The following is a 13112-nucleotide window of genomic DNA, read 5'->3' as shown; positions in this document are numbered from 1 at the left end:
GTCAGGAGTCGGCGTTGTCCAGCACCCGGCGCACAAGTTCCTCCGGATCGAGTTCGTCGATGGCATCGCCGAAGGCCGGCTCCGGCCCGTCCGGCACCGCGTCGGCACCCAGCCCGGCCAGCGCCAGCAGGCCGTCCAGCAGGCCGGCGTCACGCAGCCGGGCCAGCGGCAGGTCGGCGAGGGCCCGGCGTACCTCGGCCTCGCCCGGGTCGCCGCCCGTCGACGTGGGGTCGAGCAGCCCGGCCAGGTGCCCGGCGACCGCCGTCGCGGTGGGATGGTCGAAGACGAGGGTGGCCGACAGTGGTACGCCGACCGCCGCCCCGAGCCGCCTGGCCAGGTCGACGGCGGTCAACGAGTCGAATCCGATCTCCCGGAACGCGGCGTCGGGGCCGACGTGCTCGGGCCCCGGGTGACCGAGGACGGCGGCGACCTGCCGGCGTACCAGGTCGAGCAGGCTCCGGCGGCGTTCGTCCGGACTCGCGGCGGCGTGCCAGGCCGACAGGTCGGTGCCCTCGGGCACGGCGTCGGCAGGCGCCGCGCGGGCCTCCAGCAGGTCGCCGAGCAGCGGGCTGGCCCGGAAGGCGGTGAACCCGGCCGTGAACAGCGGCCAGTCCACGTCGGCCACGGCGACGAAGGTCTCGTCCCGGTCCAGGGCGGCCAGGAGGGCGGCCACGCCCCGCTCGGGAGGCATCGGCCGCAGACCCCGGCGGCTCAGGTACTCCCCGGCGTCACCCTCCCCCATACCTCCGGAGCCCCACAGGCCCCAGGCGACGGAGGTGGCGGTCAGCCCGGCGGCGCGCCGCTGTTCGGCAAGCGCATCGAGGGCCGCGTTGGCCGCCCCGTACGCGCTCTGCCCGCTGCTGCCCCAGACGCCCGCGTTGGACGAGTAGAGCACGAACGCGTCCAGGTCGTACCCCCGGGTGAGCTCGTCGAGGTGGCGGGCCCCGGCGACCTTCCCGGCGAACACCTCGGCCACGTCGGCGAGCCCGGTCCCGCCGATGGGCATCGAGTGCGCCACGCCCGCGGTGTGGAAGACCGCGCTCAGCGGTGCGTCGGCGGGCAGTCCGGCGAGCAGCTCCGCCACGGCGGCCCGGTCGGCGACGTCGCAGGCCGCGACGGTCACCTCGGCACCCAGCGCCCGGAGTTCCCCGGCCAGCTCGGCCGCGCCGGGGGCGGCGGCCCCGCGTCGGCTGGTGAGCACGAGGCGCGCGGCCCCGTCGGCGGCCAGCCGGCGGGCCACGTGCGCGCCGAGCGCGCCGGTGCCGCCGGTGACCAGGACGGTGCCCCTGGGCCGGTACCTCCGCTTCGCGGGAAGGGCGGGAGCGCGCCGGAGCCGGCGGCCGTACCCGACCGGGCCGCGCAGCGCGACCTGGTCCTCCTTCCCGGCCAGCACGTCCACGAACGCCTCCCACACCGGGCCGTCCAGGTCGACGGGCAGGTCGACGAGCCCGCCCCAGGTGCGGGGCAGTTCGAGGGCCGCGACCCGGCCGAACCCCCAGACCTGCGCCTGGTGCTGGTCGGCGGTCTCGTCCGGCCCGACGGAGACCGCGCCCCGGGTGACGGCCCACAACCGGACGGCCGGCAGGGCCTCCGCGACGGCCTGGGTCAGCAGCACCGTCGCGGCGACGCCGACGGACACGGCCGGATGGTCGGGGTGCGGGCGACGATCGGTGCCGAGCAGGGACAGCATCCGGGTCGGCCCGTCCGCACCGGCTGCCCCGGTGAGCAGCGCCGCGTACCCGGCCCGGTCGGTGCTGGTCGGCTCGACGGTCACCAGGCGTACCTCGGCACCCCGCGCAGCGAGTGCGCCGTGCACCGCCTCGACCAGCTCCGTCGCCTGCTCCGGGCCGGCGACCAGCAGCCACCGGCCGGTCGGCGCGGCACCTGTGCGTTCCAGCCGCCGCCAGCCCACCCGGTAGCGCCAGCCGTCCCCGGCCGGGCCGGAGTCCGCCTGCGCGGCGGGCTCCAGCCAGTAACGCTGCCGCTGGAACGCATAGGTGGGCAGGTCCACGGCGACGCGCGCGGCCCCGGCCAGCGCCCGGGACCAGTCCACGGCCACCCCCTGGGTGAACGCCTCGGCTGCCGAGGTCAGGAGCCGGTCCAGGCCGCCCGCCCCCCGGCGCAGCGACCCGACGGCCACCACCCGGACGCCGACGTCGTCCCCCAACTGCTGGATCCCGGGTACGAGGACGGCGTGCGCGGCGACCTCCACGAAGGTACGGTGCCCGTCGTCGAGCAGCACCCGCACGGTCTCCTCGAAGCGGACCACGCCCCGCAGGTTGCGGTACCAGTAGCCGGCGTCCAGGCCGGCGGTGTCGATCCGCCCGCCCTGCACCGTCGAGTAGAAGGGCACCTCCGCCGGACGCGCGTCGACCGGGCCCAGGACGGTGAGCAGCTCGTCGCGCAGCCGGTCCACCTGCGTCGAGTGGGAGGCGTAGTCCACCGGCACCCGCCGGACCCGGACGCCCTCGGCCTCGAACGCCTCGACCAGCTCGGTGACCGCGTCGGCGGCACCGGACACGACTGTCGACCGTGGCCCGTTGACGGCCGCGACGTCGAGCCGGCCGTCCCAGGCGGCCAGCCGCCCCGCGACCTCCCCGACGGGCAACTGGACGGACGCCATGCCGCCGAGGCCGGCGAGCACCCGGCCGATGACCTGGGCTCGCAGCGCGACCACCCGGGCGGCGTCCGGCAGGGTCAGCGCACCGCAGACCACCGCGGCGGCGATCTCGCCCTGGGAATGGCCGACCACCGCGTCCGGCTCGACGCCGAGCGACCGCCACAGCTGCGCCAGCGACACCATCACCGCCCACGAGACGGGCTGGAGCACGTCGACGCGGTCCAGCGGCGGGCTGCCGACCGTGCCCCGGACCACCTCGCCGAGCTTCCAGTCGGTGTACGCCGACAGCGCCTGCTCGCACCGGTGCATCGACTCGGCGAACACCGGTGACCGGTCGAGCAGGTCGGCCCCCATGCCGACCCAGTGCGTCCCCTGCCCGGGAAAGACGAAGACGGTACGCCCGGTGGGCGCGGCGACGCCGGTCGTGACCGCCGGTCCGGGTTCGCCACCGGCCAGCAGATCGAGCGCGTCGAGCGCCTGCGCCCGTCCGGTGGCCGTCACCACCGCCCGGTGGTCGAACGTCGAACGTGCGGTGGCCAGGGCGAAGCCGGTGCCGGCGAGGTCGGTCTCCGGCGCGGCAGTCAGCAGGTCACGCAGCCGGCGGGCCTGCCCGGCCAGCGCCGGCTGCGACCTGGCGGACAACACCAGCGGTACGACCGGCGGCGGGTCGCCGACGGGCCGGGTGTCGACGGGCGGGGCCTCGTCCGCAGCGGCGGTGTTCTCGGGGGCCTGCTCCAGCACCACGTGCGCGTTGGTGCCGCTCACCCCGAAGGAGGAGACCCCGGCGCGACGCGGACGGCCCGTCTCCGGCCACGGGGTCCGCCCGCGCAGCAGGGCCACCTGGCCGGCGGACCAGTCGACCTCGGTGGTCGGGGTGTCCACGTGCAGGGTCGGCGGCAGGATCCCGTGCCGCATCGCCAGCACCGCCTTGATGACCCCACCGACCCCGGCCGCCGCCTGGGTGTGACCGATGTTGGACTTCAGCGAACCGAGCCAGAGCGGACGGTCGGCGGGACGGCCGGCGCCGTACACGTTCATCAGGGCCCGGGCCTCGATCGGGTCACCGAGCCGGGTGCCGGTGCCGTGCGCCTCGACCACGTCCACGTCCGCGCCCGTCACCCGGGCGTCGACGAGCGCCTCGCGCAGCACCTTCTCCTGCGCCGGGCCGCTGGGCGCGGTGAGACCGTTGCTCGCCCCGTCCTGGTTGACCGCCGTGCCGGTGACCAGGGCCAGCACCCGTCGCCCGTGGCGGACGGCGTCCGACAGTCGCTCCACGACCAGCATCCCGACCCCCTCGGCCGGCCCGAACCCGTCCGCCGAGTCGGCGAACGCCTTGCACCGGCCGTCCGGGGCCAGCCCCCGCTGCCGCGAGAACTGCACGAACACCGCCGGGCTGGCCAGCACCGTCGCCCCGCCGGCCAGCGCCAGGTCACACTCGCCCTGCCGCAGGGCCCGCACCGCCAGGTGCAGGGCCACCAGCGAGGACGAACAGGCGGTGTCCACCGTCAGCGCGGGTCCCTCCAGGCCCAACGCGTACGAGATCCGCCCCGAGGTGAAGCTGACCACCCCGCCGGTCAGCAGGTGCCCCTCCAGTTCCGCCGGGGGCTGTCCGGCCATGTCGGTGTAGCCGCCGTGCCACGCCCCGACGCACACCCCGGTACGGCTGCCGCGCAGCGAGTCCGGGGGAATTCCGGCCCGTTCCAGCGCCTCCCAGGACGTCTCCAGCAGCAGCCGCTGCTGCGGGTCCATGGCCAGGGCCTCGCGGGGCGAGACGCCGAAGAACGCGGCGTCGAAGTCGCCGACTCCGGCGAGGAACCCGCCCTCGCGGCAGTAGGTGCGGCCCGCCGCCGCCGGGTCCGGGTCGTACAGCGCATCGCCGTCCCAGCCGTGGTCGTCGGGGAACGGGGAGATCGCGTCCGTACCCGAGGCGACCAACTCCCACAGTTCCTCCGGCGAGCCGACCCCTCCGGGGTAGCGGCAGGCCATGCCGACGATCGCGATCGGCTCGTGCGCACGCGCCTCGACCGCGCGGAGTCGGTCGCTGACCCTGGCGAGTTCGGTGGTGGTCAACCTCAGGTACTCGCGGAGCTTCTGCTCGTTCGACATGCCGCCTCGTCCCTCCTGACCGTCGTTCCGTCCACCACGTCCCTCGCCCACCCGGGTCAGGAGGTGCGGAACCGCTCGTCGATGAACGCGAAGATCTCGTCGTCGTCGGCGGACTCCAGTACGTCGGCCGACCCGCCGTCGCTGCCGACCGTGTCGTCGCGGGCCGTACCCCAGCGGGTGGCCAGCGCGGCGATCCGGACGCCGATCTCCCGGCGCACCAGGTCGTCCAGCCCGTCGAGGGCGGCCGTGTCGGTGTCGGCCAGGGCCGCCTCCAGCCGGTCCAACTCGGCCAGCAACGGCAGCTCGGCACGGGCCTGCCCGGGGGCGAGCCCGCCGAGCAGGTGCTCCGCCAACGCGTCCGGGGTGGGGTGGTCGAAGACCAGCGTCGCCGGAAGGCGCAGCCCCGAGGCGGTGGCCAGCCGGTTGCGCAGCTCCACCGCCGTCAGCGAGTCGAAGCCGAGTTCCCGGAAGGCCCGGTCCGCGTCGACGGCCTGCGGGTCGGCGTGTCCGAGGACGACCGCCGCGTGCCCGCGCACGGTCTCCAGCACCAGCTCCCGCTGTTCGGCCACGGTCAGCCCGGCGAGCCGTTCGGCGAGCGTGCGGTCCGCGTCGTCCGGGGTGGCAGTGGCGGCCGTGTCGCCCGATGCCGCCACCGGCACCAGACCGGTGAGGAGCGGGGGGACCTTCCCGGCGGCCCGCAACGCGCCGACGTCCAGCCGGATCGGCACCTGGAGCGCCTCGTCCACCGACTGCGCGGCGTCGAACAGGGCAAGGCCCTGGTCGGTGGTGAGCGGCAGCACGCCGCCACGCGCCATCCGGCGGCGCATCCCCGCCTGGTCGAGGTGCCCGGCCATCCGGCTGCTGTCGGCCCACAGGCCCCAGGCCAGCGACACCGCCTGCCGCCCCTGCGCGCGGCGGTGCTGGGCGAACGCGTCGACGAAGCCGTTGGCCGCCGAGTAGTTTCCCTGCCCCGGGCTGCCGAACAGGGCCGCCGCCGAGGAGAACAGCACGAACGCGGAGAGGTCCCGGTCCAGGGTCAACTCGTGCAGGTTGACCACCGCGTCGGCCTTGGGCCGCAGCACCGCGTCCACCTGCCCGGCGGTCAGCGCGGTGATGGTGGCGTCGTCGAGGACACCGGCGGCGTGCACGACGGCGGTGAGTGGATGCGCGGTCGGAATGCCGTCGAGCAGTCGGCGCAGCGCCACCCGGTCGGCGGCGTCACAGGCGACCACGGTCACCGACGCGCCGGCCGCGGTCAACTCGTCGACCAGCGCGGACGCCCCGTCCGCCGTCGGGCCGCTGCGGCCGGCGAGCACCAGGTGCCGTACGCCGTGCCGGGCGACCAGGTGCCGGGCGACGGCGCCGCCGAGCGTCCCGGTGCCGCCGGTGACCAGGACGGTGCCGTACGCGTCGAACGCGGGCGGCATGGTCAGCACCACCTTGCCTACGTGCCGGGCCCGGCTGATCAGGCGGAACGCGTCCCGGGCCCGCCGGACGTCCCGCACGGTCAGCGGCAACGGGTTGAGCACCCCGGTGGCGAACAGCTCCATCAGCTCGCCGAGCAGCTGCCCGACCAGCTCCGGACCGGCCTCGACGAGGTCGAACGCACGGTATCCGACCCCCGGGTGGTCGGCGGCGATCCGGTCGGGATCACGGACGTCGGCCTTGCCCAGTTCCAGGAAGTGGCCGCCACGCGGCAGCAGCCGCAGGGACTCGTCCACGAAGTCCCCGGCCAGGGAGTTCAGCACCACGTCGACGCCGCGCCCCCCGGTGGCGTCCAGGAACCGCCGGGCGAAGTCGAGGCTGCGGGAGTCGGCGATGTGCGCGTCGTCCAGGCCGAGGCCACGCAGGGCGTCCCACTTTCCCCGGCTGGCCGTGGCGTAGACCTCCACGCCCAGGTGCCGGGCCAGTTGGAGGGTCGCCATGCCGACGCCGCCGGCACCCGCGTGCACCAGCAGCGACTGCCCCGGGCGGAGCCCGGCGAGCCGGGTGAGCGCGTAGTGGGCGGTGAGGAACACGGCCGGCACCGACGCGGCCTGCGCGTACGACCAGCCGCGCGGGATCCGGGCGAGCATCCGGGCGTCGGCGACCACGACCGGCCCCAGACCGCCGGTCCACATGCCCAGCACCCGGTCACCGGGGGTGAGGCCTACCACGTCCGACGCGACCTCGGTGATCACGCCGGCCCCCTCGGCGCCCAGCAGCGGCGTACCCGGGTACATGCCGAGCGCGATGAGGGTGTCCCGGAAGTTCACCCCGGCAGCGCGTACCGCGACCCGGACCTGCCCGGGTGCCAGCGGTGCCTCGGCGTCCGGGGCAGGCACCAGCGCCAGGCCCTCCAGGGTGCCCTGCCCACCGGCGGCGAGCCGCCACGCGGCACCGGCCGGGGGCGTCAGCGGGCCGTCCGGGCGGGATCGGTGCCGGACCAACCGGGGCACGTGCACCGTCCCGGAGCGCACGGCCAGTTGCGGCTCCCCGGCGGCGAGCGCGGCGGGCAGGGCCCAGGCGCTGACCGGGTCGGCGTCCAGGTCGACGAGGACGAACCGGCCCGGCTCCTCGGACTGGGCGGAACGCACCAGCCCCCACAGGGCGGCGGACACCGGGTCCACGTCCTCGGTGCCGTCGCCGACAGCCACCGCCGAGGTGGTGACGAACGCCAGCCTGGCCAGCCCCAGGCGGCCCTCGACCGCGAGCCAGGACCGGGTCAGGTCCAGAGCGCCGAGCACGGTGGCGCGTACCGCATCGGGCCCGATCGGCGCGCCCGACCCGACCGGCACCGCGACCACGTCGGGCACCGCCGCACCCTCTGCCACCGCTGCGACCAGGCCGGCGAGATCGGGGTACGCCGCGCAGAGCCCACCCGCCCGCTCCAGGTCCCCGGCCAGCCCCGGAGCGTCCGCGCCCAAGACCGCCCACCGCTGCACCGCAGCGGGCCCCGGTTCCGGCAGGTCGGTCCAGGCGACGTGGTGCAGCGCGCCGTCCCGGGCACCGGGAACGCCGGACGCGAGCGCCTCCACCGGAACCGCACGCACCACCAGGGAGTCGATCACCACGACGGGGTTTCCCTGTTCGTCGGCGCAGACGATCCGGACCGCCTCGGCACCGGCCGGGCTGATGGTGACCCGCAGCCGGTCGGCACCGACCCCGGACGACGACACGCCCCGCAGGGCGAACGGCATCCGGACCTGCCCGTCCTCGGGGAAGAACGCGCCGAGGCCCATCGCCTGGAACGCCGCGTCGAGCAGCGCCGGGTGGACGCCGAAGCGCGGGGTCCCGGACTGGGGGACGGGCAGGGCCACCTCGGCGTACACAGTGCCGCCGGCCCGCCAGGCGGCCCGGACCCCCCGGAAGGACGGCCCGTACTGGTAGCCGCGGTCGGCGAACCGGTCGTACAGCCCCGCCACCTCGACCGGTTCGGCCCCGTCCGGCGGCCAGTGCCCGCCCGGTTCCCCGCTCCCGACGGTGTCGGCGCCGGCCGGCACGAGGGTGCCCTGCGCGTGCCGGGTCCACGCGGCGTCGGCCTCCGCACCGTCGGCGCGCGAGTGGATGGTGAGCTGCCGCCGCCCCGCCACGTCCGCCGGGCCCACCACGAGCCGCAGTTGCACCGTCGACTCGTCGGCCACCACCAGCGGCGCGTCGAGGGTCAACTCCTCGATCCGGTCGGCCCCGTCACGCCGCCCGGCCCACAGGGCGAGTTCGGCGTACGCGGCCCCGGGCAGGATCGCCGTGCCCAGCAGGGCATGCTCGCCGAGCCACGGGTGGTACCGGACGCCGAGTCGGGCCGGGTACACGTGGCCGCCCTGGTCGGGCAGCTCCACCGCCCCGCCCAGCAGCGGATGGTCGGCACCGCTGAGACCGGCGGACGACACGTCCTGCCGCGCGGCCGGTGCGTGGTACCAGAAGCGCTCGCGCTGGAATGGGTACGTCGGCAGGTCGACCCGGCGCGAGTCGGTCCCGAAGAGCACACCCGCGTCGATCTCGATCCCGTGTGCGTGGGCGAGCCCGAGCGCCATGCCGAACCAGCGGGCGCCGCCCCGGCCGCGCCGCAGTGTCCCGAGTACCGTCGCGGTGACCCCGGCGTCGGCCGCGGTGCCCTGCAACGACACCGACAGCATCGGGTGCGGGCTGGGCTCCAGGAACCCCTGGTGCCCGTCCGCGAGCATCGCCCGGGTCGCCTGCTCGAACTCCACCGGGTCGCGCATGTTGCGGTACCAGTAGGCGGCGTCCATCCGCGCGGTGTCCAGCAGACCGCCGGTGACGGTCGAGTAGAAGGGGATCTGCGAGCTGCGGGGCGACACCGGGGCGAGGGCCGTCATCAGGTGTTCCTTCAGCACCTCCACCTGCGCGGAGTGCCCGGCCGTGTCCACCCCCGGGATCGCCTTGGCGTGCACCCCCTCGGCGGTCAGCTCGTCGACGAGTTCGGCGAGCGCGTCGGGGTAGCCGCTCACCGCAGCCGTACCGGGGCTGTTGACCGCCGCGACGGACAACCGGTCGCCGAACCGCTCCAGGCGGGTGCGGAGCACGTCGACGGGGAGCGACACCGCCACCATCCCCCCCTGCCCGGCCAGCCGCAGCCACGCCTGGCTGCGCAGGGCGACGATCCGCGCCGCGTCGTCCAGCGACAGGCCGCCCGCCACGTGGGCCGCCGCGATCTCACCCTGCGAGTGGCCGACCACGGCCGACGGGTGTACGCCCAGCGCCCGCCAGGCCGCCGCCAGCGACACCATCATCGTGAACAGCACCGGTTGGACCACGTCGACCCGGCTCAGCGCGGGCGCGCCCGGCACCCGGCGCAGCACGTCCAGCACGGACCAGTCGAGGTACGCCCGCAGCGCCTCGTCGCACGCCGACACGCTCGCCCCGAAAGCTGGCGAGCGGTCGAGCAGCCCGTCGGCCATCTCGGCCCACTGCGAACCCTGGCCGGGGAAGACGAACGCGACCCGGTCGCTCGCGCCGGCCCGCCCCCGCAGCAGCACCGGGTGCTCCTCGCCCCGGGCCAGCGCGGCGAGCGCGTCGCTGACCTCCGCGCGGCTCTCTCCGATCACCACGGCCCGATGCGCGAAGCGTGCCCGGGTGGCCGCCAGCGTGTAGCCGACCTCGGCGATGTCCAGGTCGGGCTCCTCGATCAGCCGGGCCCGCAACCGTGCCGCCTGGGCGCAGAGCGCGGCGCTGCCCCGGGCCGACAGGAACAGCGGGACGGTGACCTCGTCCGCCTGGTGGTCGAGCGGTTCCCGCACCACCGGCGGCGCCTGCTCGACGATCACGTGGGCGTTGGTGCCGCTGATGCCGAACGAGGAGACCGCCGCCCGGCGTGGTTCGTCGCCCTGCGGCCACGGCACCGGCTCCGTCAGCAACGACACCGCGCCGGAGGCCCAGTCCACCCGGGGCGTCGGCCGGTCCACGTGCAGCGTGCGCGGCAAGGTGTCGTGCCGCAGCGCCAGGATCACCTTCATCACCCCGGCGATGCCGGCGGCGGCCTGGGTGTGACCGATGTTGGACTTCAGCGAGCCGAGCCACAGTGGCCGGTCCACCGGCCGCTCCCGGCCGTACGTGGCGAGCAGGGCCTGCGCCTCTATGGGGTCGCCGAGGGCGGTGCCGGTGCCGTGCGCCTCGACCGCGTCCACCTGGTCCGGCCGGAGGGCGGCGTCGGCCAGGGCCTGCCGGATGACCCGCTCCTGGGAGGGCCCGTTCGGGGCGGTGAGGCCGTTGCTGGCCCCGTCCTGGTTGACTGCCGACCCCTTGATCACGGCCAGGATCTCGTGCCCGGCGGCCTCCGCGTCGACGAGCCGCTGCACCACCATCATGGCGGCGCCCTCGCTGAGCGCCACCCCGTCGGCGGCGGCGGCGAACGCCTTCGACCGGCCGTCCGGGGACATCGCCCGCTGCCGGGAGAACTCCACGAGCATGTCCGGCGTCGACATCACCGTTGCCCCGCCGACCAGGGCCGACGTGCACTCGCCCCGGCGCAGCGCCTGCACCGCGAGGTGCAACGCCACCAGGGAGGCGGAGCAGGCCGTGTCCACGGTCACCGCCGGGCCCTCCAGGCCGAAGACGTAGGACAGCCGGCCGGACATGACGCTTGCCGAGTTACCGGTGCCGAGGTAGCCGTCGAAGTCGTCCGCGCCGTCCCGCAGCAGCGGTAGGTAGTGCTGGCCGTTGGTCCCCACGAACACGCCGGTCCGGGTGCCACGCAACGCGGTCGGGTCCACCCCGGCCCGTTCCAGGGCCTCCCACGCGGTCTCCAGCAACAGGCGCTGCTGCGGGTCCATGGCCAGCGCCTCGCGGGGCGAGATCCCGAAGAAGGCGGCATCGAAGTCCGGCGCGTCGTGCAGGAAGCCACCCTCGCGGACGTAGGTGCGGCCGGGCGCCTCCGGGTCCGGGTCGTACAGGCCGTCGACGTCCCAGCCCCGGTTCGTGGGGAACGGGGAGATGGCGTCCCGGCCCTTCTCCAGCAGGTCCCACAGGTCGTCGGGGGCATCGACCCCGCCCGGGAACCGACAGGCCATCCCGATCACCGCGATCGGCCCGTCGTCGACCGCCCCCGCCGGAGCGGACGGCGGGGCGACGGCATCCACCGCGTCCTCGCCGGCCTCCGGCCCGAGCAGTTCGACACGCAGGAACGCGGCCAGCGCCCGGGCGCTGGGATGGTCGAATACGACGGACGGCGGCAGGTTCAGCCCGGTGGCCGCGTTCAGCCGGTTGCGCAGGTCGACCGCGGTCACCGAGGTGAAGCCGAGCTCCCGGAACGCCCGGTCCGGATCGGCCGCCTCGGTCCCGTCGTGCCCCAGCAGGACCGAGACGTGCGTACGGACCAGCCGCAGCAGCGTCCGGTGCTGGTCGGTCGCGGGCCTGCCGATGAGCGCGCGGACCAGTTCGGAGCCGGTCGACGCGTCCTCGACCGGGGTGCGCTCCTCCTCCCGGGCCGCCCGCAGCTCGGGCAGCTCGTCGAAGAAGGTGGTCCGCCGGGCCGCCGTGTACGAGGCGACGAACCGCGCCCAGTCCACGTCGGCCACGGCCACCAGGCCCTCGCCGCGCGCCACCGCCCCGTGCAACACGTCCAGCGCGGTTCCCGGCTCCAACGGCGTGAGGCCACCCCGGAGCAGCAGTTCACGGTCGGAGTCGGCGGCTCCGGCATCGAGTTCACGCCCGGCGGAGTCCACCGGCGGGGCGGCCCACGGCGTCCACGCGATCGCCGTGCCGGGCAGGCCACGGGCCCGCCTCTCCTCGACCAGCGCGTCCAGCCGGGCGGTGCCCGCCGCGTAGCCGCCGTGCCCCGCACCGCCCCAGGTGCCGGAGACAGAGGAGAAGACGACGAACGCGTCGAGCTTCAGCTCCGCCTCCGCCGCGAGGGCGTCGAGGTGCAGCGCCGTCGTCGTCTTCGCGGCGACGGCGGCGACGAAGTCCTCCGGGGTGGTCTCGGCGAGGGGGGTGAGCGCCACGGCGGGCGGGGCCACCACGATCGTGGTGGGCCGGTGCGCGCCGAGCAGCCCGGCGAGCACGTCCCTGTCGTTCGGGTCGCAGTCGACCAGGGCCACCCGGTCGGTGTCGCCGGTGAGCCCGGCGGTGGACGCGGCTGCCGGGCCGGCGAGCACCACGCGTGCCGCCCCGTCGTCGAGGAGGCGGCCGACCAGGGGCGCGGCGGCCGGGCCGGTGTCCCCGACGACGAGGACGGTGCCCCGGGCCGGCCAGTCGCCGGGCGTGCCGGCGGCGCGGGAGCGCACGAGGCGTCGTCCGTGGACGCCGGAGACGCGTACGGCGACCTGGTCCTCGCCGCCCGAGCCGCCCACCACGTCGGCGAGCTGCGCGAAGGCGCGCTCACCGGGGGACGCCGGCAGGTCGACCAGCCCGCCCCACCGGTCCGGCAGTTCGAGGGCCGCGACCCGTCCGAGGCCCCACACCTGGGCCTGCCCGGCGTCCGGCGTCTCGCCGGAGGACACCGCGACGGCGCCCCGGGTGACCGTCCAGAGGCGGGTCCGCGTTCCCGCGTCCGCCACCGCCTGGATCAGGGCGAGCGAGGCGGTCAGACCGAGAGGTACGGCCGGGTGGCGCGCGTCCGCGCCCTCGGCGAACGCCAGCAGCGACACCACGCCGGCCGAGGCGGACGCCGCGTCGTCCCCGGAGAGGGCCGGGGCCAGGAGCGTGGCGAGGCTGGCCCGGTCGGCGGCGGCGACGGTCAGCAGCTCGACGGACGCGCCACGCGCGACCAGCCCCCGCCGGACGCCCTCCGCCACCCCGCCACCGGCCAGCGCCTCGGGCACCACCAGGAGCCAGCGGTGGGTGAGGGGTCGGGGGTCGCCCGTCGGCAGCGGCTTCCACACGATCCGATACCGCAACTCCCCCACCGGGTCGGCCACCACGACCGTCGTGGTGGCGGAGCCGGTCGGAG

At 76.0% G+C, this 13112-nt stretch carries 2 protein-coding genes and 2 pseudogenes; all 4 read right to left on the bottom strand.

Annotation, left to right across the window (positions count from 1 at the left end; translation table 11 throughout):
- Nucleotide 1: 1 nt before the first annotated feature.
- Nucleotides 2-691, bottom strand: a complete 690-nt coding sequence (locus tag AC0AIB_RS21810; RefSeq protein ID WP_465097386.1) for an acyl carrier protein — start codon at nucleotides 689-691, stop codon at nucleotides 2-4.
- A 72-nt stretch (nucleotides 692-763) separates the two neighbouring features.
- Nucleotides 764-1273, bottom strand: a pseudogene (locus AC0AIB_RS21805) (SDR family NAD(P)-dependent oxidoreductase); the annotation flags it as partial.
- Between the two features lie 840 nt (nucleotides 1274-2113).
- Nucleotides 2114-4777 (bottom strand): annotated as a pseudogene (locus tag AC0AIB_RS21800) (type I polyketide synthase); the annotation flags it as partial.
- A gap of 5 nt (nucleotides 4778-4782) precedes the next feature.
- On the bottom strand, nucleotides 4783-13083 hold the full coding sequence (locus AC0AIB_RS21795; RefSeq protein WP_465097375.1) for an SDR family NAD(P)-dependent oxidoreductase: 8301 nt from the start codon (nucleotides 13081-13083) through the stop codon (nucleotides 4783-4785).
- Nucleotides 13084-13112: the final 29 nt, after the last annotated feature.

Source organism: Micromonospora sp. DSM 43699 (genome assembly GCF_055517075.1).
This window is presented reverse-complemented; position numbering and strand designations above follow the sequence as displayed.